The 21,084-nt window shown below is 60.0% G+C and carries 15 protein-coding genes, 1 pseudogene and 1 riboswitch; of the genes and pseudogenes, 5 read left to right on the top strand and 11 right to left on the bottom strand.

What is annotated here, in order from left to right; translation table 11 throughout:
- A partial coding sequence (locus tag AYR66_RS16745; protein WP_234814924.1) for a 3-hydroxyacyl-CoA dehydrogenase family protein occupies window positions 1-493 on the top strand: 493 nt, incomplete at its 5' end.
- Between the two features lie 305 nt (window positions 494-798).
- Here AYR66_RS16745 and AYR66_RS16740 read toward each other — a convergent pair.
- The 10 genes and pseudogenes from AYR66_RS16740 to AYR66_RS16695 form a co-directional block, all read right to left on the bottom strand.
- Window positions 799-3,126, bottom strand: coding sequence for a GSCFA domain-containing protein (locus tag AYR66_RS16740; protein WP_088708449.1), 2,328 nt, complete (start codon window positions 3,124-3,126; stop codon window positions 799-801).
- Between the two features lie 60 nt (window positions 3,127-3,186).
- Window positions 3,187-3,595: pseudogene (locus AYR66_RS16735) on the bottom strand (DDE-type integrase/transposase/recombinase); the annotation flags it as partial.
- A 92-nt stretch (window positions 3,596-3,687) separates the two neighbouring features.
- A complete protein-coding gene (gene atzF / locus AYR66_RS16730; protein WP_088708448.1) occupies window positions 3,688-5,514 on the bottom strand; it encodes an allophanate hydrolase in 1,827 nt (608 codons plus the stop codon).
- 53 nt (window positions 5,515-5,567) lie between these two features.
- A complete protein-coding gene (locus AYR66_RS16725; RefSeq protein WP_088708447.1) occupies window positions 5,568-6,452 on the bottom strand; it encodes a TorF family putative porin in 885 nt (294 codons plus the stop codon).
- Window positions 6,453-6,494: 42 nt separating this feature from the next.
- A complete protein-coding gene (uca, locus tag AYR66_RS16720; protein WP_088708446.1) occupies window positions 6,495-10,106 on the bottom strand; it encodes an urea carboxylase in 3,612 nt (1,203 codons plus the stop codon).
- A gap of 10 nt (window positions 10,107-10,116) precedes the next feature.
- Window positions 10,117-10,767: an urea amidolyase associated protein UAAP2 gene (locus AYR66_RS16715; protein WP_088708445.1), complete on the bottom strand. Its 651-nt coding sequence runs from the start codon at window positions 10,765-10,767 to the stop codon at window positions 10,117-10,119.
- 9 nt (window positions 10,768-10,776) lie between these two features.
- Window positions 10,777-11,553, bottom strand: a complete 777-nt coding sequence (locus AYR66_RS16710) for an urea amidolyase associated protein UAAP1 (RefSeq protein ID WP_088708444.1) — start codon at window positions 11,551-11,553, stop codon at window positions 10,777-10,779.
- Between the two features lie 8 nt (window positions 11,554-11,561).
- Window positions 11,562-12,398, bottom strand: a complete 837-nt coding sequence (locus AYR66_RS16705) for an ABC transporter ATP-binding protein (protein ID WP_088709867.1) — start codon at window positions 12,396-12,398, stop codon at window positions 11,562-11,564.
- Window positions 12,399-12,403: 5 nt separating this feature from the next.
- On the bottom strand, window positions 12,404-13,177 hold the full coding sequence (locus tag AYR66_RS16700) for an ABC transporter permease (RefSeq protein WP_234814923.1): 774 nt from the start codon (window positions 13,175-13,177) through the stop codon (window positions 12,404-12,406).
- A gap of 80 nt (window positions 13,178-13,257) precedes the next feature.
- On the bottom strand, window positions 13,258-14,259 hold the full coding sequence (locus tag AYR66_RS16695; RefSeq protein ID WP_088708442.1) for an ABC transporter substrate-binding protein: 1,002 nt from the start codon (window positions 14,257-14,259) through the stop codon (window positions 13,258-13,260).
- 53 nt (window positions 14,260-14,312) lie between these two features.
- Window positions 14,313-14,427, bottom strand: a riboswitch (guanidine-I (ykkC/yxkD leader).
- Between the two features lie 742 nt (window positions 14,428-15,169).
- Between AYR66_RS16695 and AYR66_RS16690 the strand changes: the two genes are divergently transcribed.
- The 4 genes from AYR66_RS16690 (at window position 15,170) to AYR66_RS16675 (ending at window position 20,446) form a co-directional block, all read left to right on the top strand.
- Window positions 15,170-15,562, top strand: coding sequence for a response regulator (locus tag AYR66_RS16690; protein WP_088708441.1), 393 nt, complete (start codon window positions 15,170-15,172; stop codon window positions 15,560-15,562).
- The gene (locus AYR66_RS16685; protein WP_088708440.1) at window positions 15,562-17,748 is read left to right on the top strand and encodes an EAL domain-containing protein; all 2,187 of its coding nucleotides are present in this window, start codon (window positions 15,562-15,564) and stop codon (window positions 17,746-17,748) included. Before AYR66_RS16690 ends, AYR66_RS16685 begins: the two co-directional genes overlap by 1 nt.
- Before the next feature lie 99 nt (window positions 17,749-17,847).
- Window positions 17,848-19,266, top strand: coding sequence for a hybrid sensor histidine kinase/response regulator (locus AYR66_RS16680; RefSeq protein ID WP_088708439.1), 1,419 nt, complete (start codon window positions 17,848-17,850; stop codon window positions 19,264-19,266).
- 307 nt (window positions 19,267-19,573) lie between these two features.
- Window positions 19,574-20,446 (top strand): SGNH/GDSL hydrolase family protein, encoded by an 873-nt coding sequence (locus AYR66_RS16675; protein WP_234814922.1) that lies wholly within the window; start codon window positions 19,574-19,576, stop codon window positions 20,444-20,446.
- A 386-nt stretch (window positions 20,447-20,832) separates the two neighbouring features.
- Here AYR66_RS16675 and AYR66_RS29645 read toward each other — a convergent pair.
- A partial coding sequence (locus AYR66_RS29645; protein ID WP_206047202.1) for a hypothetical protein occupies window positions 20,833-21,084 on the bottom strand: 252 nt, incomplete at its 5' end.

The raw sequence follows: 21,084 nt of genomic DNA, 5'->3' as shown, positions 1-21,084 counted from the left end.
CATCCGCAAGCGCCGTTACATCGAGAAGCCGGAAGTCACCTATTCGAAGACCGCCGACCTGCTGTGCGAAATGGGCCGCTTCGGCCAGAAGACGTCCGCCGGCTGGTACGACTACAAGCCGGGCGACCGCAAGCCGTATCCGTCGCAGGTCGTCAACGACATGATCGTCAAGCACTCGGCCGACCTCGGCATCGAGCGCCGCAAGATCAGCGACCAGGAAATCGTCGAGCGCCTGGTGTTCGCCCTGGTGAATGAAGCCGCCTACATCCTCGAAGAAGGCATCGCCCAGCGCGCGTCCGACGTCGACATGGTGTACCTGACGGGCTATGGCTTCCCGGTCTTCCGCGGCGGCCCGATGTTCTACGCGGACACCGTCGGCCTGCAGAACGTCGTGCTGGCAATGGAAAAGTACGGCAAGGGCCGCCATGGCAGCGCATGGAAGCCGGCGCCGCTGCTGGCGAAACTGGCTGCGGAAGGCAAGACCTTCAACTGAGTGTTAGCACACCCATGCAAAGCCCGGGGAGATCCCCGGGCTTTTTTATGCGCAAAGGGTGTTACTACGAGCCCGGCCACTTGAACATCTACTCTTCAGCAACTGAAGTCTTGGTGATGTCGAATGTTTTTATCCCGCGACTGCAGCATGGGCCACGCGATCCCGTCATTTAGCCGTTCGGACGTCGACCATGCTGGGCGAAAGCTCGCCTTCGAGGGCACGGTTGGCGATAACTTGGATCACAGGGTGGCACCTCAGTGTTCATCCTGTGTCATTCCGGCGAGGCAATGGCGTTCTCGGACGAACTAGTCGTTGTGAAGCTTAAAGTGACTTAACAATTCTTCCGCAAGTTCTTTGTAATAGGAAGGCATCCCATGCATGCCGTCGGCGCCCCGAACCTGTTCGCCGGTTCGTCCCGTCGAATGCAGCCACTCCCTTGCGTTGAACGTCTCACAGCCAATGTCGTTAAATTTTCTTAGCAGCGCCGAATCGATATATTCATAAAGTGATGCATGCACAGGCTGTACAGCGGGATCGCTTACGCAAATTACGCGAGCACCGCTATTCACAAATTCTTTCACCAGAAGCCATTGAACACTGCGGCAGGTTTGCAAGTATTCCTGGATCAAAGGCACAGGCACTGTTGAAGGCCAGTTGTTGCCATACACTTGATTGAGCCGGATATCGAAAAAGTCTTTCAAGAACTGAGTGGTTTGCATTCCCACATTGGTAATGATTACCTGTCCTGGCTCGGCCCGCGTCGATTTGGCAATAAAGCTATTCGCGCAAAGCTGTTTCCAACGCATTCGGGATTTTTCTTCCAAGGGTTCAAAGAAGCTGTTGGCACTTAACGTAAATTGCTGTTTGTGCCATTGCGAAGCCCACATGACTCCGCCCCCGGAAAAAGGAATGTTCAATTCAGTCAGGGCATCGGCCAGCATGCCCATTTGCGAATCGCCGATCAGCATGATTCTTGAGGAAGCGGCAGAGCCACCCGTGTTATGCCGACTCCAGGTGTCAAGAATAATCTCCTCGCAAACGACATCCTCCTCGGATGTGCTTTGTGCGGCGGGAATGCGGTCCACTCCGGCAATGTCAACCTCATCTCGGTGAGTAGACTTGGTCGATGCATCTTCAAGGGCAGAAAGGAATTGCCTCATGACGAAGGCGACACCTTCGCTCGTTACCGTCCTGCGATTCTGATCAAAGAAGCGCCCCTCGAAGGGAGGGGCGGTAATGATTTCGTAGGAGGGAAAGTAATCGACATCAGCATACCGATCCGTAAGCGTCCCTGCCACGGCACGCAATACTGACTTCGAGTATGTCGTCGCGACCAGGACATGGTTCTGTGTTGCGGTAGCTGTCAACGGCACTGGCGAAACCGTCAACAGGAAGCGTAAGTCCGGGTTCAGCCTGCGTAATTCGGAAAATGTGTAGTCCAGGTCCGCGTAAATTTCTTCAAAAGTAAAGTTATGAAAAAAATGCTCTTCCTTGGAGAATGTTCCGCGAATCGTTCCAGGACATAATGGATAGATAAAGCCTTGTTTGTTCATCCAGGCTTCGGTCAATCCCAATGTGAAGACAAATACATCCGCTGACCGTACCGCTGTTCGGATGCACTGCAATGTTACGTCGCGCGCAGCCCACAGCTCTTCTTCAGAAGCGAAGCCGTCTTGAGGAATGGTCGGCCGGAAGGGGTCGAAGTACCTTCCATTTCCCCTAATGATTTCGCGGCTTTGCTCTTCGAGGCCCAGTGCCCAGGCAGTCCATTGGCGGAGCTGGCGGGCTGTATAGACGTTTCCTAATCTGAAAGAGAAAACGTCATAGCCGGCATTCGCGCGCGCATCCTCATCCAAATGAGCAGGGGCAGGCTCGGCATTGAACCAGTTGAAGCCGTTCGATTTCAGCGCTCTGCTGATATGTTGTGCAAAGCACGATCCCGTCGTTATGACCCTGTCACTCTTGGCAAGTGAAAACTTTGGATTCCACAGGTCCGCGATATCCAGCGCATCTCGTTCGGCAATAGCCGCCTTCCAAAAGCTTTTCGAAGGCAGTGAAGTGTACGGATGATGACGGCTATGCCTGGCCTCGTTGTTCTTTAGGGCCTCCTCCGCTGATTCATTTCGTTCTGCTGTGCCGGATGACGGGTTATCGGCCTGTTGCTGCAGCTTGAGTTGCCTGACTTCATCCAGGCAAAGACGGGCTCTCGCATAGTCATGCTTCAATTCCAATGCCCGTTGCAAGTGAGAATCCGCGTGTTCCAGGCGCGATAAGTCTTTGAGAACACTCCCCAGGTTGAAATGCAACACAGCTTCGTTGGGCGCGATTTCCAAGGCGTGCTCAAGGCTGGTTTTTGCTTCTTCCAAGCGCTGCAGGGATTGCAGAACGACAGCAAGATTGCTATGTGCTTCGACGTCATGCGGTTGAAGTTCTACCGTCCTCTGCATCGCGTTTAACGCATCATGAGGACGCCCCAATTGAACGAGCGCTACGCCTAATACCTTCCACCCCAGGACCCAGTCAGGAAAGCGCACGGTCATCGCTGCTGCCATTGACTCGGCGTCCGTCCATTTTCCACTGCTAATCATTGACATTAACGAATCGACTTGAGCGGTATCTGGAGCGGAATTCATTGTTTTTCCAACTGAGTAAATGAGATAAGGTGAATGTGATATTGAATCGCCCCCAGTATCCTAGACACTGGCGAGTCTCTTGAAGCACTGCTTCTCGTAGTCTACCGGCGAAAGCCGGTTGTTGTAACCGTGGCGACGCTTGGGGTCGTAGAACATCTCGATATAGTCGACGGCGTTATCGTGGCAGTTTCCAGGTCGGCTCATACTTGCTTTCAAGTTGTGAGCGTTCAGAAAATCCTGCCAGTCGTACCTGCTGAACTGGCTGCTCTGGTCCATACGTGGTTGCTTCGACCAGCCGACCACCTGGCGCGAAAACAAATCAATGACGGCCGCCAGGAACAGCCAGCCCTTCGTGCGTCCGAATGTACGTAATGTCGGTCACCCAAACTCGGTTAGACTCGGCAGCATCAAACTGTTGCTGCAAGTGGTTCGGTACCACAATGGAAGGCGGCCTCTTGCGATGACCGGGATTCAAGCAAATGCCGCAAGAGACAAATGTTGTTAAGAGTGCACTAAATATCTGTTTTGGTTCATTTGCGTAGTAACACCCTGCGCAATTCGTCATGGATTGTTCAATGACGCAAGGTAGGCACGCCAGCCGCCAAACCGGCTGATATCCTGCGCGCCGTCAAGCGCAAACAGTTCGCAGACAAAGCCCTTTACCCAGCGGCCGTCTTCCAGTTCCAGCGTTCCGATGGCCAGGGGCGAAGGCACTTCGGCGACAAATTCGCCGAAGTAACGCCTCGGCAGTTCCCAAATTTCGATGTCGATCGCCGCGCCGTCGTTGGCCGTGCGTACCAGTCCCGGCTTTGGCGGAGTCGTGCCAGGCAAGGCATACAGTCGGTACGCGGCTGCGGTGCGCGTGGCGCAAACTTTTGCGGCGCCGCGCTCAAGCAATTGCCAGTTCAACGGCTGTCCTTCCAGATGCGCGCCGACGACTGCAATGTGCACGGTGGCTTCCTGGAACGGCAGGGGTTCGAATGCCGCATGTCCGGCACAGGCCGGCGTCTTGTGCAAATACTGCAGCATGGATTCCGCGGCAGCCGCCAGCCGTTGATCTGCGCCGCACGGGCCGATCAGTGTCACGCCGGCTGGCAAACCATCGGCGCGCGGCGGAGTCGGAATCGACAGTGCCGCCATGTCGAAAAAATTGACGAAATTGGTGTAATAGCCGAGTTGCGCATTGAGTTTGACCGGTTCGCGCAGCATTTCATCGATGCGAGGCATGGTGGGGCTGGTTGGCACCAGCAGGAAATCGTATTCGGCCAGTTGTGCTTCGGCTTCGCGCCGCAAGGCGGCCAGGCGATACTGGCCGTTAAAGGCATCGACCGCGCTGTAATTGGCACCCTGGCCGACAATGCCGCCGACCACGGGATGCAAGGCCTCCGGTTTCTCGTTGAAGAAACTGCCGATCGCGGCCAGCCGTTCGGCAACCCAGGGCCCTTGGTACAACAAATCGGCGGCCTGCTGAAAGGGTTTGTAGTCGATGGTGCCGACCGTGCAACGCGGTGACTGGCGCAACGCCTGAACGACGGCGTCGAATGCATGCCTGGCATTGGCGTCACCAAAAAATTCCGGCGCTGACGGAATCGCAATCCGGTAGTTGCGCGGCTTGACGCCGAGCATCGGAATTTTCCGGGAATAGCTGTCTTCCGCATCGTAGCCCGCCATGACACGTGTCACCGTCCAGGCATCGGCCACCGTCTGTGCAAAGATTGAAACGCAATCGAGTGTACGGCAGGCAGGAAACACGCCGCGCGCACTGAACAGGCCGCGTGTGGGTTTCAAACCGACGATGCCATTCAAGCCGGCCGGCACGCGGCCGGAACCGGCGGTATCGGTGCCCAGCGAAAAGCTCACCAGTCCCAGTGCGACGGCCACCGCTGAACCGGAACTGGAGCCTCCCGACACATATGCCGGATCGATTGCATTGCGTACTGCGCCATAGGGCGAACGCGTACCGTTCAATCCGGTCGCGAACTGGTCCAGGTTGGTCTTGCCGACAAGGATGGCGCCGGCCGCTTCCAGCTTTTCCACGACGGTGGCTGAGCGGTCTGGTGTATAGGCGAATTCCGGGCAGGCGGCCGTTGTCGGCATGCCGGCCACATCGATATTGTCCTTGACTGCAAACGGTATGCCGAACAATGGCATGCGGCGGAAAATTGCCGCACCTTCTTGTCGCAGCAATTGGTCAAGCTGCTTCGAGCGTGCCTGCAAGGCGTCGGTATCGACGCGGCTGATCCAGACCTCCGGGCGATCCGCTTGGGCGATACGTTCCAGGACCAGGGCAACGCAATCGCTTGGCGCCCAATGTCCCTCGATATAGCGCCGGCGCACTTCGGGAATGTCTAACGATGCGGAATGGACAGGGATTTCAGAATTGTTCATGGGGCGCAATGAAAATCTTGATGAAGGCCGGGTTGCCCCGGCACAGATGATGATCAGAAGCCGTAGCTGAGGGAGGCGACCAGGCGGTTGTTCTGCTTGACGCCGAAACGGTTGTCACCGCCGACAATGCCTTGCAGCCCCCAGGTCAGGCCACTGTCACCGACAGGCTGTGTCACGCCAAGGATCAGATGGCGAAACCCTCCTGAAGACGGTGCGTTGCCCGGTGTGCAGACAACGGCAAAACTGCTGCCGGCTCCGCAAGGCGCGCCGTTGAACGTGTCGCGGGTGCCCAGGAATTTTCCTTCTTTGCTATAGGTGTAATAGCCGAGCGAGCCGAGGAAGGTGATGTTGTACGGAAGGCTCCTGGTGTAATTGAACGTCCAGTACGTATCGCCCTTGTTGCCCCATACCACATCGTTCAACAGGGTCTGCGCGGCGAGCGTAAATTCGGCATAGCTGACTGCGAGCTTGGTTTCGAAGGCATTGGCATGTTTGCCGTTGATATAGGCATAGCCGGTCAATCCGACGGTATAACCGAAGTCGCCGGCCTTGCCGTTGTAGCCGCCGTAGAAATCGTTCTCAATCGATTTGCCCGATTGGAAATTCGTCACCGAGGGATTGCTGTACAACTCTCCCAGGCGCTTGTACGAATAATTGATTTGCGATCCGAAGTAGCCGAGGTAGACGCCGCTCGGGTGAGTCCAGTCAACACCCCATTGCAGGACCGGCTTGTCCGATTCCGGCGCATCCGCACCGCCATTTCCCAGCGGCGCACCCGGGCCATAAGTGGTCGATGCTCCCCTCAGGATGTATTTGCTGACCAGGTCGACATGGCCGGTGAAGGTGCTGTCTTCCGCCTGTGCCGAACCCGCGCCGAGCAGGGCTGTTGCTGCCAGAGCCACGGCAAGATTGTTTCGCGTCAGTGGAATGCGATACATATATTTCTCCCTTTGATAACGTCGATGAAAAAATTCGAGCGCTTATTCCTGCGCTTTGAATACCGCAATATTCTGGCCGGCGGCCACAGGCTTGCCTTCACTTGCCATCCATTCCACGACAACACCGGCGCTGCTGGCTGTGACCGGGATTTCCATTTTCATTGACTCCAGGATGGCGAGCGTGTCGCCTTCGGCAACGGTGTCGCCTGGGTTGGCCAGGATCTTCCACACGCTGCCCGGCACGACCGCGGTCAGGTACTGGCAGCCATCCTGCAATTCGCTCTCCGCGCCGGCGGCATCGGCAGCTTCCTCGCTGACCCACTCGGCCTGGCCGCTGATGCGCCAGCGTTCCCGTTCTGCCTCGAATGCCGCCTGCTGCCTGGCCTTGAAGGCGGAGATCGAAGCACTTTCACTTTCCAGGAATGCGTTGTAGCCGGCCAGCGAGAAGCTTGTCTCTTCGATCCTGATATCGAAGCGCCCGAGCGGGAAATCGCGCCTGTGTGCCAGCAACTCTTCTTCGCTGACTTCGTAGAAACGGATCTGGTCGAAGAAGCGCAAAAGCCAGGGTTTGCCGTCACGGAAACTCGCCGTCTGACGATAGCGATTCCACATCTGCACCGTGCGGCCGACGAATTGATATCCGCCGGGGCCTTCCATGCCATACACGCACAAATAGGCGCCGCCGATGCCGACGGCGTTTTCCGGCGTCCAGGTGCGGGCCGGGTTGTATTTGGTGGTCACCAGCCGGTGACGCGGGTCGACTGGCGTCGCTACCGGCGCGCCCAGGTACACGTCACCCAAGCCGAGCACCATGTAGCTCGCGTTGAAGACGACATCGTAGACATCACGTACCGAGTCGAGGCCATTGATGCGCCGAATGAATTCGATATTGTCCGGACACCAGGGCGCATCGGGCCGAACCGTGGTCTGGTATTTCTGGATCGCCAGGCGGGTCTGGCTGTCGTTCCATGCCAACGGCAAATGCACGATGCGCGACGGCACGACCATGTCATCGACAGGCGGCAGGCAAGTCGTCAATTCGTGGATCAGGCCGGCCAGCCGTTCGCCGGGCAAGCGACGGTGGTCGAAATGCACCTGCAGCGAACGAATGCCGGGAGTGAGGTCGATCACGCCGTCGAGTTTGGCGTACTCGATCGACTGCATCAGGGCATGGACACGGAAGCGGAGGTTGATGTCGAGCACAAGCTCGCCGAACTCCACCAGGAGATAGTCATCGCCGGCACGGCGGTAGACCACCCTGGTGTTATCGCTCAGGCGAGCCTCGCGCATGATGGCCGCCTGCGCATCGCCGCCGGCACTTGCCGCCCGGCTGAACAGGGATGGTGCGCCGGTGTCTTGCGTAAACACCCGTTCCTGGGCATCACGCATGGCAGCCGCCTGTTCTGCGGAGACGCGGATGAAGCGCACTGTGTCGCCCGGCTTCAACTGTCCCATTTTCCACAAGTCCGCCGAAACGATGACCGCCGGGCAGACGAAGCCGCCCAGGCTCGGTCCGTCGGGCCCGAGGATGACCGGCATGTCGCCCGTAAAGTCGATCGAACCGATCGCGTAAGCATTGTCATGGATGTTGGATGGATGCAGGCCCGCTTCGCCGCCATCGGTGCGTGCCCAGCGCGGCTTGGGGCCGACCAGGCGTACGCCCGTCCTGCTGGAGTTGAAGTGCACCTGCCAATCCGTGCCGAAGAAGGTGCGGATGTCGTCCTCGGTGAAGAAGTCCGGCGCGCCGTGCGGCCCGTAATGCACGGCGATTTGCCAATGGTGCGCGTAGTCGGGAATGACATCCGCCGGCAGGCTGCGTGGCGTGGCCGGGAGGGCATGCAACTTCAAGACATCGCCGGCACGTAATGCCCGTCCGCCGTGACCGCCGAAATTGCCGAGGGTGAACGTTGCGCGGCTTCCCAGATACTCCGGCACGTCGAGGCTGCCTGCAAACGCGACATACGCGCGCACGCCCGCGCCTTGCACGCCGCTGAAACGCAGGGTTTCGCCCGCTCTGATCCGGTGTGCCTGCCAATTGGCCAGGCTGCGCTTGCCATCGGTGCCGCTGGCGGTAGCGCCCAGGTCGGCGCCGGCCAGGGCAATCACGCAGTCGCAGTTGAACGACAAGGTCGCGCCATGCAAGGTCATTTCCAGTGTCGCGGCATCGGGGGCGTTGCCGGCCAGATGATTGGCAATCCGGTGTGCATATGCATCCATCGGCCCGGATGGCGGAATGCCGACCGCCCACAAGCCCAGACGTCCCGGATAGTCTTGCACCGTCGTCTGGATGCCGCCTTCCAGCACATCGATGGTGCGCGGCCGGTACTCCATGGTGGCGAGCATCTGCGTGATCTGCTCGCCCTTGACGAAGGCCGGGTATTCCAGGATGGCGGCAAGATAGGCGAGGTTGGTTTCGATGCCATCGATGCGCGTGGTGCGCAGAGCGGCTGACAGGCGCTCGATCGATTCGGCCCGGCTGGCGGATTTCACGATCAGCTTGACCAGCAATGGATCGTAATAGGGACTGACAGCAACGCCGCGCTCGACCCAGGTATCAACCCGCAGGCCGGGTGCGAATGACACCTCGGTCAGTACACCGGACGACGGCTGAAAATTCTTAGCCGGATCTTCCGCATAGACGCGCAATTGCATTGCGTGTCCATTTGGCCGCAAGCCTTCCTGCGGCGGCAGGCCGAAGTCGCCGGTGGCTGCGCGAATCATCCATTCAACCAGGTCGACGCCGAATACTTCTTCGGTGACGCCATGTTCGACCTGCAGCCGGGTGTTCACTTCGAGGAAATAGAATTCGCCCGTATCCGCATCGAGCACATACTCCACGGTGCCGGCGGACAGGTAGGCAATCGATTTCCCCAGGCGCACCGCGGTGTCCGCCAGTGCCTGGCGTACAGTTTCGCCCAGGCCCGGCGCCGGCGTTTCCTCGATCACCTTCTGATTGCGGCGCTGTACCGAACAGTCCCGCTCGCCGAGCGACACGACATTGCCGCGGCCGTCGCCGAAGATCTGGACCTCGACATGGCGGGCGCGCTGCACGAATTTTTCGAGATAGATGCCGCTGTTCTTGAAGTTGTTTTCCGACAGATGCTTGACCGATGCATAGGCTGCCGTCAATTCTTTCGCATCGCGGCATAAACGCATGCCGATGCCGCCGCCGCCAGCCGTGCTCTTGAGCATGACGGGAAAACCGATGCGCGTTGCCGCAGCGACTGCTTCGTCTGCGTCGGCCAGCAATCCCGTACCCGGCAACAATGGCACTTGTGCCGCTTGCGCCAGTTCACGGGCGGTATGCTTCAAGCCGAACGCGCGCATCTGGTGCGGGGTCGGGCCGATGAATACGACCCCGGCCTCTGCGCACGCTTCCGCAAACGCCGCGTTTTCACTCATGAAGCCATAGCCGGGATGGATCGCATCCGCTCCGGCCGCTTTTGCCGCGGCCAGTACCTTGTCGGCGGCCAGGTAACTCTCCGACGCCGACGCCGGACCGACGCATACCGCTTCGTCGGCGAGACGCACATGGAGGGATTCAACGTCGGCTTCAGAATAGATGGCCACGCTCTTGATGCCCATCCGCCGCGCGGTGCGGATGACGCGGCAGGCGATTTCCCCGCGGTTCGCGATCAGGATTTTTTTGAACATGAGATTCCTATCAGGCTTGCGCGTCCCAGATCACAAAGCGAACCGGGGTGGGGTTATAGGCATTGCAGGGGTTGTTCAATTGCGGGCAGTTCGATATCAGCACCAGTACATCCATCTCGGCGCGCATCTCGACGTACTTGCCGGGACCCGACAAGCCGTCTTCAAAGCTCAGGCCGCCGGCTTCGGTCACCGGTACATTCATGAAGAAATTGATATTGGGGACAAGGTCGCGCTTGCCCATCCCGATGTCCGCATGTGCCAGGGCCAGCAGATAATTGTCGCGGCAGCTGTGCATGAATTTCTTTTGAATCGCGTAGCGCACGGTATTGCTCTCTGCCGCGCAGGCGCCGCCCAATGTGTCATGGCGGCCGCAGGTGTCTGCCGTGATCGTCAGCATCGGCCGGCCCCGGTTCGAATACAGCACCGAACCGGTTGACAGGTAAATGCCGCCTTGCCGCTGCAGCGTGTCGGTCACGCTGTAGCTTTCCGCGGTGTCGTCCGCGTTGTAAAAAATCGTGTCGACGGCCTGGTTGCCTTCGAGGTCGATGATGCGCAAGGTCTGGCCGCGCTTTACCGTGTGCAGCCATGGCTCGCCGGCCGGCTGGTGGAAATCGCCGATGGCAGTGGAGGGATCAAGTTGGCTTTCGCATAAAGTTTGCATGGTGAATCCTCAGCGATAAACGAGTTCGGTGTTGTAATAGCCGCGGCGGTTTTCCGGGCAGGAGGTGCGGCAGATGTCATCGGGGCCGGCCGGGCCGGATGACCAGGCGACCACGCCGACTTTTTTCGGCGCATAGTCGGGATTGGGGTCGAGCGGATGCGGGGCGGTCGACAGGGCGATCAGCGTGTCCATCTCGAAGCGCAGCTCGACGAAATCGCCTTTCCTGGAATTGCCTTCGACAAAACGGAAACGTCCTTCGTCGTCGACGACGACTTTGGAAAACAGGTTGACGTTGGGCACCAGGTCGCGCAAACCGAGCCCCCACTTGCCGAGTTCGATCAGCAGGCTGTCCTTGCCGTTGCGATGCATTGCATTGCGGTGTTCCTGGTAACGGCGCTCACCATGGCGGGCGCGTACCGATTCCGCGTCCGAGACGCCACACAGCGGGTCGTGCCAGCCGACGGTGTCCCGCGGTATCGACGCCAGGATGCGTCCCATGTCGGAATAGATCACCTTGCCCCGGGACAGGTGCGCGGTATGCTGCGCCTTCAGCGTGTCCGGCAGGTTGATGCGCTCCAGCCGCTCGTCGCCGCGGTACATCAGGATCGCGACATTGGCGCCGCCTTCCAGGTCAATAAAACGTAGCGTGGTGCCGCGCTTTACTCGGTAGGACCAGTGTCCGCCGCCGGGAAACAGCTCGGTCCACAGAATGCTTTTCGCGTCCAGGTCCGGCGCGAATTCGGCCGCGTGGTTCGGCAAATCGATCGATGTCTGCGAGTTATCCATTTTCTTCCCTATGCTTGGTTGGTGCGGGTCAGCTTTTCCAGCTGTTTCAAATCGGTCCTGACGCCTGAGGTTTCGCGGATACGTTCCAGGATCCGGCGTTTCAATGCGGTGAATTCGGACGAGAGCTTCAAATCCTGGTCGCGGCCGGCGCCAAAGGGCACCTCGACAATCGAATCGATGTGCCCCGGATGCGGCGCCATCACGACGACGCGCTGACCTAGATAAATCGCTTCTTCGACGTCATGCGTGACGAACACGACCGTCGTCTTTTCCAGCAGGTAGACATGGCGGATCAGGTCGTGCATGACCTCGCGGGTTTGCGCATCCAGGGCACCGAAGGGCTCGTCCATCAGCAGCACATCGGGGCGGACCATCAAGGCACGCGCAATCGCGACGCGCTGCTGCATGCCGCCCGACAGTTCCGCAGGATAGGCATCGGCTACATGCGAAAGGCCCATCAAGGCGATCAAGGCGTCGGCGCGTCCCGACGCAATCTCGACATCGGTCGAGGTGAGGTTGCGGCGATGGAATTCCAGCTTGCGGCAAAACCGGATGTTTTCCGTGACGGTCAACCATGGATACAAGCTGTAGCTTTGGAAGACCATTGCGCGGTCCGGACCCGGGCCGTCGACGATGTTTCCGTTGCAGGCGATGTCGCCTTCCTCATACTCTTCCAGGCCGCCGATCGTGCGCAGCAAGGTCGACTTGCCGCAGCCCGACGCCCCGACCAGGGTCACGAATTCGCCGGCAGCGATCTCCAGGTCGACGTTCCGCAAGGCCTGGGTGCGCCGGTGACCCTGTCCGTAATACTTGTTCAGGCCTGCAATGTGAATTTTTGGTGTCATCGCAATCAACTCCGCGCGTTGTGCCATGCAAAGCAGCGCCTGTGCAGCCAGCGAAATGCCTGGTCGGTGAGCAGGCCGATCAAGCCGATCAGCAAAATGCCGACGAATATCTTGTCGGTCTGGAGAAACCGCTGTGCCTTCAGGATGGAGAAACCGAGGCCGGAGTTCGCGGCGACCAGCTCGGCGACAACGAGGTAGGTCCATGCCAGGCCCATGGTCGAACGCAAGGTATCGAGCATGGCCGGGCGTGCCGCCGGGATGAGCACATGCTTGACGATTTCGCCATTGGTCGCGCCCATCGTGCGCGCCGCTTCAATTGGCGCATTCGGCACGCGAGCAATGTCTTCGGCGAGCATCAGGACCATCTGGAAAAAAGTGCCGATCCAGATGACCGAGAGCTTGGCGCTTTCATCGATACCGACCCACAGCATGATGAGCGGAATGAAGGCGACCGCCGGCAGGTAACGGCTGAAATCGGTCAGTGGCTCGAAAAAGGAGCGGACCGGCGCATAGGCGCCGATCAGCACACCGAGCGGAATCGCCACCAGGGCCGAGGCAAAAAAGCCGCCGAACACGCGCCCGATGCTGATGCCGATATCGCCAGTCAAGCCGTCGCTCCTGAACCAGTCGAGGCAGCGCTCGACCACTTGCAAGGGCGTCGGCAAAAATACCGGATCAACCCAGCCGGCGCCGGAGACCATGCACCAGGCGGCGAAGGGCAGCAGGAATCCGGCCAGGGCCAGCGACAGCGAAGCAGCGCGCGGCAGGCCGCCGCGCACGGCCCATGCCGAGCGCCGATTCCGTGGCCGGCCGGCACGCTTTGTCCTGTGAGGTGCCACGAAATGAAGCATGGTGACCTCTACTTTCCCAGCGCGTCTGCCAACAGCGAGGAATCGATGCCTTTCGCGTAGTTCACCGGCCCGTCAACCAGCTTGTTCTCGCTCAGGAACCGATGAACGGTGGGGCCGACCGCTACGAGTGATTGCGCATTGCCTGCATTGACCGCGGCGGTGTTGTCGGCAGCGTTGAAGAAGCGGGTGCCCGGCAAAAAGACCTTGTACTCATCCGGCTTCATGCCAACCACCTTGGACATGATCTGCAAGGACTCGGCGGGATTGGCGCGAATGAAGGCTTCGGTGTCGAACCAGGCGCGGATCATGCCGACCAGGTCAGCGCGCTTGGTCTTGTCGTTCAATGCCTTGCCATGCGCGACCAGCAGGTCAGCTACCAGGCCCGGCATATCCTTTGAGGTGAACAAGGCACGGCCCTTGCCGCTGGTTTCTATCTTTGAAATCCACGGATTCCAGACAACGGCGGCGTCGACCCGGCCGGCGAGGAATGCGGCAGCGGCATCGCCGGCAGCGAGATTGACGAGCTTGACGTCGCTGAACTTCATGCCATTTTTGGCAAGCGCAGTGGCCAGCACGAAATGCGAGACGCTGTACTGCTCCAGCGCGACAGACTTGCCCTTGAGGTCGGCGAACGACTTGATCCCAGGAATGACCATCAAGGCGTCATTGCCTGCCGAATTGTCATTCACCAGCACGACCTTGACGTCGACATTCTTTGCTAGCGGCGTCATGGTGTCGGACCAGGTCTGCGCATTGGCGTCGAGCTGGCCTGCCGACAGCGCGGCAATCGAGTCGGTATAGTTGGGGAACCACACCAGCTTGACCTTTGCACCGTGTTTTTTGAAGAAGCCTTTCTGTTCGGCGACATACCATGCCACCCAGCCGGGCCAGTCCGACAAGCCGACCTTGACTTCTGCCCGTGCCGGATTGGCCAGGCCCAGGCCAAGGCTGATGCACAACAAGGATCCGGTGAGGGTGCGTAGAACACGCGAGGATAGATTCGATTGCATCAAGAGCTCCAGGAAGATAAAAGCGCAGAGGCGAGCGGTCACGATATGTGACGGCCTCCCGGGCTTTTATCCCTCCGTGTAGCTCCAGATCGATGAAGACGTGGAACCGGCTGCTCTCGGACCAGGCATCGCAACCTCAATGCGACCGGAACCCTAGCATCCATGCTCAAGAAGTGAGTTCAGACAGGCTTGCTCACCTCTGGCTGGTATGCATCTAGCAACTTCGATGCCAGAAAAAATCGCGATTTTTCCTTGTATGGGGCCAAATCGCAGTCGGCTTTCGTGCACTGATTAGGTGAAGTGCGCCAAGTCAGTGCGGCGTGTATAGAACCTAGTCCCGGCGGAATCCATCATTTGATCCAACAATGTGCGCGCAGCCAGGCATTCAATTTGCGTGAGGGGAGGACGCATCATTTATAGTGGGGCTGGCATGAAACGACCGCAGAATCCAATCGCAAAGCTATCCACTATCGTACGCGGAGCCTTCAGATATGCATTGGTGGCATTGGTACTGCGTCCATGCATGCATTTGCCCGAACGTGCCTCTCGACGCATAGTCGAAAAATTCTGGTAACCGTTTCCGCGCATTGCTTACCCACCGGACTGCAGGATGGCAGGACAATGCTGCGCTTCCTTTTGATCGGCCCGCTGACGTATCTCGCCTTGCAATGTGCACGGCGGGTTGACATATATATGCGTCAATCTGCAGGTCGGCACCACCTGGTGCGACACATTCCTTAAGGCAACAATCCACGGCGTGAAGCAATTCCGGTATCTTGCTAAGATATCCTTGTGTCATTGGTGCGCCGGTTCCGGCGCCATCCGTCTGATGCCGGCGGGAACATGCAATACGGCCGGAACAACATCGTCCAAGGACATGTCCTGTCCAATAAACAAAACAAGGCGCCGCATGCAAGCAAACGCACCCGCGACCATCCTGATTGTCGATGATGAGGAGCGGAACCGAAAATTGCTCGAAGTATTCATGCAAGCCGAAGGCTACCGTACCATTACCGTAGGTGAAGGGAGCGAGGCGGTGGTCCTGGCTGCGCGCGAGCGCCCTGACCTGGTCCTGCTCGACATGATGATGCCGGGCATGGATGGCTTCGAGGTGGCGCGCACGCTCAAGGCGGAGCCGGAACTTCGCCATATTCCCCTGATCGTAGTTTCCTCGCTCGACGATATCGCCTCACGCCGTCGTGTGCTTTCCGCGGGCGCGGACGAGGTCATCCACAAACCAGTCGACCGCTGGCAGCTGTCCCAGCTCGTGACACGGCTCCTGAAGGCTTCGTCCGGCGGCTGATGAACATTCCTGTTCCGATCCCCTCGCAAACCAATCGCGTGCTGGCGATGCTGAGCGGCATCGTGCGTGCCGCAGTGCGCGCCGATTCCCCGGACATGCTGTACCGCGATGCGTGCAGCATCGCTGTCGGAAGCGGGCTGTTCCGCTTCGCATGGGTCGGCCTCGTCGATCCCGTGGGCGACGGTTTGCGGATGCTGGCGCAGGCCGGCGAAGGGCGGGGCGCCGAAAACCTGCCGGCCGCGCGCGCCATCGCCAGCCGTGTCCGCGAAAGTGGCAAGGCTTGCCTCGATAGCCGGGTGCCGGACGAGGCGTGGCGGCAGTATGGCGTCGCTGCGGTGGCGGGCCTGCCCTTGCGCGAGGATGGCCGCATTGCCGGCGTCTTGCTGCTGTATGCGGAACAGGCCAACCTGTTGGATGAGGCGACCATGGGCCTGCTCCAGGAGGCGGGCCAGGATATTTCGTTTTCGCTGGAGCACATGCTCGGTGAGCAGCGTCGCCTGGCGGCCGAATCGAAGCTGTATTACATGGCTTTCTACGATGCGCAGACCGGCCTGCCCAACCGCGCGCTTCTCGAGGAACGCTTGTCGGGATTTGCCAGGACAGGCACGGCCGTAGCGCTTCTCGATATCCGCCTGTTGCGGCTGGACCGGGCCTTGCACCTGTTCGGCAGGCTGGCCATGGACGATGTGCTGCGCCTGCTCTCGCAACGGCTCGAAGCGGTGCGCGGCGAAGGTTTTGTCGCCCAGCTCGGGCAGGACGAGTTTGCACTGGTGTTGCCGGGGCAGGACGCGGCTCCGGTAATCGAAGCGATCGCGCATCGCGTGCTGGCAGCGGTCGAGGAACCGGTGCACATCGGCGAGCGCGAGGTATTCCTGGGTGCGAGCGTCGGTGCGGTCGTCTACCCGCGGCATGAGTCCGAGGCCGGCCAGTTGCTGCGCCGCGCGCGGGCAGCGGCCGACCATAACGGGGGCGAGGGCGGGTTCCGCTTCTACAGCGGCGAACTCGACCGCGGGCTGGAACAGCGTGCCCGAACCGAAGCGGAATTGCACCGCGCGCTGGAGCGCGGCGAATTCCAGTTGTACTACCAGCCGCAGCTGAGCCTGCGCACCGGCCGCATGGTCGGCGTCGAGGCCCTGCTGCAATGGCAGCATCCCCAGCGCGGCCTGGTCGGACCCGGCCAGTTCGTGCCCATGCTCGAAGAATGCGGACTGATGCCGGCAGTTGGCGGATGGGTGTTGCGCCAGGCATGCCGTCATGCGAAGGAGTGGCAGGCAATGGGCTTGCCGTCCCTGCGCATGGGCGTCAACCTCTCGGCCTTGCAGTTCCGGCTCGCGGAACTGGTGGCGATCGTGCGCGGTGCGCTCGACGAGGCGGGCCTGGCGGCGCAATTCCTTGAACTGGAGCTGACGGAAAGCCTCATCCTCGAGAATGTCGAACAGACCATCCGGGCGATGCACGAGCTCAAGCGGCTTGGCATCAGCCTGTCGCTGGACGATTTCGGCACCGGTTATTCGTCGCTGAGTTACCTGCGCCGCTATCCGGTCGACAGGATCAAGATCGACCAATCCTTCATCCGCGAGATGATGGTGCATGCGGGCAGCGCTGCACTGGTCCGCAGCATCCTCGCGATGGCGCACAACCTCGGCCTGGAGACGATTGCCGAAGGTGTGGAAACAATCGAGCAGTTCGAATACCTGCGCAAGCAGCAATGCGGAGAGATGCAGGGCTTCCTGTTCAGCCGCGCCGTTCCAGCCGCTGAAATCGTGCGTTTGCTGAAGGAAGGGCGCGGCGTGCAGCCGGCAGACACGGCGGCAAGCCGATGTATCTTGCTGGTTGCCGAGGATGCCGGCATGCGGGAGGAGTTGGGCAGGATTCTCGAGGGCGATGGGTGGAGCGTGCTGGCCGCACGGGGCGCCGATGAGGCATTCGCACTGCTGGCCGCGAACTCGGTCAGCGTGGTGGCCTGCGGCATGCCGGGGGAGTGCGCGGCCTTCCTACACCGCGTGCGCCACATGTATCCCGACAGCGAACGCATCCTGCTCGACGGCAGTGCGGACGTGCAGACTGTGATCGAAGCCGTCAACTCGGGTGAAGTGTTTCGCGTACTTTCGATGCCGGTGGAGCAGGAGCAGTTGCTGGCGTGCGTCCGCGATGCGTGGCGCCGCCATGAGACCCGATCACGGTGATGTTGGCCAGTAATTGATCCGGATCATGGCGCCGCAAGCCGACAGACGGCTCCAATAGGGGATTGATGGACGTCATTCCGGAAAGACAGGAGCGCAAGGGTGCAGTCAGAGAGCGAAAAGCCGCAGGGAGGAACCGAAATCCTGGTTGTGGAGGACAGCCCGACCCAGGCTGCGAAACTCCGCATCCTGCTGGAGGGAAAGGGTTACCGCGTGCATGTCGCGGGCAATGGCACGCTGGCACTCGAAGCGATCCGGCGCCGCGTGCCCGATCTCGTGCTGTCCGACATCATCATGCCTGAAATGGACGGCTACGCCCTGTGCCACGCGATCAAGGCGGATCCGGCGACGCGGCCGGTCCCGGTGATCCTGGTGACATCGCTGATCGATCCGCAGGATATCGTGCGCGGCCTCGAATGCGGTGCCGACAATTTCGTGCGCAAGCCATACGCCGACGATTACCTTTTGCTTCGCATCGAACATGTGCTGATGAACAAGCACTTGCGGCAAGGCGACGCATTCGACGGCACGGCGATCTATCTCAACGGTGAACGGCATGTCGTGGACGCGGAGCGGCAACAGATCCTCGACCTCCTGGTATCCACCTACGAACAGGCCGTGCTGGTCAATGAACAACTCCAGGCGCGCGAGCGGCAGGTCAACGAACTCAATGTGCGTCTCGGGCATCATGCAGCGCAGCTGGAAGCGACCAACCGCGAGATCGCGCGGAAGAATGCGGAACTGGAGCAGGCCAACCGCATGAAGTCCGAGTTCCTGGCCAACATGTCGCATGAATTGCGTACGCCGCTGAATGCCATCATCGGTTTTTCGGAAGCGTTGCGGGATGGATTGCTGGGCAAGCTTGAAGAAGCGCAGCAGGAAGCGGCCGGCGATATCCATGACAGCGGCAAGCATCTTCTGCTGCTGATCAATGACATCCTCGACCTGTCCAAGATCGAAGCCGGCAAGATGGAGCTCGAACTCGAGCCAACCGACATGCAGGATCTCCTGCAGAACACACTGACGGTCTTCAAGGACAAGGCCGCTGCCGGGCAGATCCGTTTGCGCCTCGAGATGGAATCGATTGACGCGATGCTGGTCGACCAGCGCAAGACGCGGCAAATCATCTACAACCTGCTGTCCAATGCAGTAAAGTTCACCCAGCCCGGCGGCGCGGTCACGCTCAGGATGAGCAGCCAGCCTGCCGCCGAATTGCAATCGTTGCGGCGCGTGGGGGACAAGGAAGTCGATCCCGCAATCGAGCGCTATGTGTCAATTTGCATCATCGATACCGGCATCGGCATCCGCGAGGAAGACCTCGACCGGCTTTTCAAGCCCTTCGTCCAGCTCGACAGCGGCCTCGCCCGCAAGTACGAAGGGACCGGGCTCGGGCTGGCCCTTGTCAAGCAGCTCGTCGAGCTGCATGGCGGCGTCATGACCCTGCGCAGCAAAGTGCAGCAGGGATCGGAATTCACGGCCTGGCTGCCGTACCGCGAAACACCGAAGGCCGGTACGGCCTGAAATTCTACTCTCGCATCCGCAGTGCAGCGCCGGCTTCCCGGACTGCACTGCCTACGCTTGCCTGACTGGCAAGTCCGACACGGACCTTGCCCACCCAGGTAGTCCATTTGCCAACCCCGGCCCATGCTGCGACAACGGCAAGCATTCCACAGGTAAATCATTCTCTCTGGAACTTTTTCCCCACGGCAAACTCTTTAACGCATGGGCCCGGAAACGCCGGGTTGCATAAGACGAACAAGAAAGATGCCTGCCAAGCCGCTTTTCATGAAGCGATGCGGGCGGTTTCGACACCATGACGGAGTGCCAATTGAAATATACGACCCCCTCTTTGCTAGCCCTCACACTGATCCTTGCCGCCTGTGGCGGAGGAGGAGGGGAGAGCACCCCCGCATCGTCCACGGCCACCCAGTCGGCAGGAGTGTCGCAAGAAGCCGTCGTCGCCGTCCAGGCGAACAATGTTGTCGCAACACCTACGGCACCTGCCACCACGACCACTTCCACCAGCACGCCGGCAAGCACCGCAACGGAAAGCACTACGACGCCCGCAGCCAGCGCACCCGCTGCACAACAGCAGGTCACCACGCCGGCGACGCCGGCAGCACCGCAGCTGATCGAGTACTACGGCGACTCCACCGTGTGGGGTTATCGCAGCGACGTCGGCGGACAGGTCGCAGTCCCGCCGACGACTACCTTTGCCCAATCCTTGACGAACCCGTCGGCGTACACAGTGCGCAATGAAGGCGTGAGCGGCTCGACCGCATGCGAACTGCTCAACGGTACCGACGGCCGCCACCAACCCTGGTCCGCCCAGATGGCTGCCTCCACGGCCAAGTATGTGTTCCTCAACCACGGGATCAACGACCAGTGGAAGTATGACCTGAACACCTACAAGGGCTGCCTGCGCTCGCTGGCGCAGACCGCGAAGCAGTATGGCAAGCAGATGATCTTCGAGACGCCGAATCCGACGCGCGACAACGTGGGCATCATGGCCACCGCGATGAAGGAAGTGGCGGTCCAGGAGAACGTGCCGGTGGTCGACCAGTACAAGTACCTGAGCGATTACCTGAATGGCCAGAGCGCCTACACCATCTGCCCGGACGGCCTGCATCCGTCGGAAGCGGTATATGCGATGAAGGGCAAGTACGCAGCAAGCGTCTTCTCCAGCCTGTTCATCAAGTAAGCGTCGCGAACGCAGATCGAATTGCCCCGTCCCCGGGGCATTTTCATATTGCCGGCCGGGGCACGGCCTGCGCTTCTACCTATCCGGGGGATAACCTTGTTGCACTTCTCGACGCATCGCTGCACGCCAGCGACATTGGCAGCCGCCTGCGCTGCCGCTCTGCTCACCGCCTGCGGCGGCTCCGACTCCGGCACGGGTGATCCTTCGGATGCTACGCGCCTGGCTGCGGAAACCACGGTCAGCACGGGATGGACGCAATGCGCCATCGAATACGGCACATGCACGTTCACCGGCACGAAGCAGGTCCGATACGGATTGGGCGACAAATGGGCGACCCGAACCGCCACGGACTCCATTGCGTGCAATAACAGCGTCTTCGGCGATCCCTATCCGGGAGCGAACAAGGTGTGCCAGGTGGAAACTACGGCGCCGGCGCCAGCCCCGGCTCCTGCGCCGTCGACCACCACAACCACCACAACCACGACCACAACGTCATGGACGCGCTGCGCAAGCGAGTACGGTACATGCGCATTCACCGGCACGAAACAGGTGCGGTACGGTTTGGGTGACAAGTGGGCGACACGGACTGCCACGGGCTCAATCAGCTGTAACAACACGGTATTCGGCGATCCGTATCC

The sequence above is a fragment of the Noviherbaspirillum denitrificans genome (assembly GCF_002211445.1).
Classification (GTDB): domain Bacteria; phylum Pseudomonadota; class Gammaproteobacteria; order Burkholderiales; family Burkholderiaceae_D; genus Noviherbaspirillum; species Noviherbaspirillum denitrificans.
Note: the sequence above shows the minus strand (reverse complement) of the source record. Positions and strands in the feature narration are given on the sequence as shown.

What these genes read in the sequence shown, in the direction of transcription:
- AYR66_RS16740 (WP_088708449.1), bottom strand. Translation starts at nt 3,126, where the DNA reads ATGAATTCCGCTCCAGATACCGCTCAAGTCGATTCGTTAATGTCAATG.
- atzF (WP_088708448.1), bottom strand. Translation starts at nt 5,514, where the DNA reads ATGAACAATTCTGAAATCCCTGTCCATTCCGCATCGTTAGACATTCCC.
- AYR66_RS16725 (WP_088708447.1), bottom strand. Translation starts at nt 6,452, where the DNA reads ATGTATCGCATTCCACTGACGCGAAACAATCTTGCCGTGGCTCTGGCA.
- uca (WP_088708446.1), bottom strand. Translation starts at nt 10,106, where the DNA reads ATGTTCAAAAAAATCCTGATCGCGAACCGCGGGGAAATCGCCTGCCGC.
- AYR66_RS16715 (WP_088708445.1), bottom strand. Translation starts at nt 10,767, where the DNA reads ATGCAAACTTTATGCGAAAGCCAACTTGATCCCTCCACTGCCATCGGC.
- AYR66_RS16710 (WP_088708444.1), bottom strand. Translation starts at nt 11,553, where the DNA reads ATGGATAACTCGCAGACATCGATCGATTTGCCGAACCACGCGGCCGAA.
- AYR66_RS16705 (WP_088709867.1), bottom strand. Translation starts at nt 12,398, where the DNA reads ATGACACCAAAAATTCACATTGCAGGCCTGAACAAGTATTACGGACAG.
- AYR66_RS16695 (WP_088708442.1), bottom strand. Translation starts at nt 14,259, where the DNA reads ATGCAATCGAATCTATCCTCGCGTGTTCTACGCACCCTCACCGGATCC.
- AYR66_RS16690 (WP_088708441.1), top strand. Translation starts at nt 15,170, where the DNA reads ATGCAAGCAAACGCACCCGCGACCATCCTGATTGTCGATGATGAGGAG.
- AYR66_RS16685 (WP_088708440.1), top strand. Translation starts at nt 15,562, where the DNA reads ATGAACATTCCTGTTCCGATCCCCTCGCAAACCAATCGCGTGCTGGCG.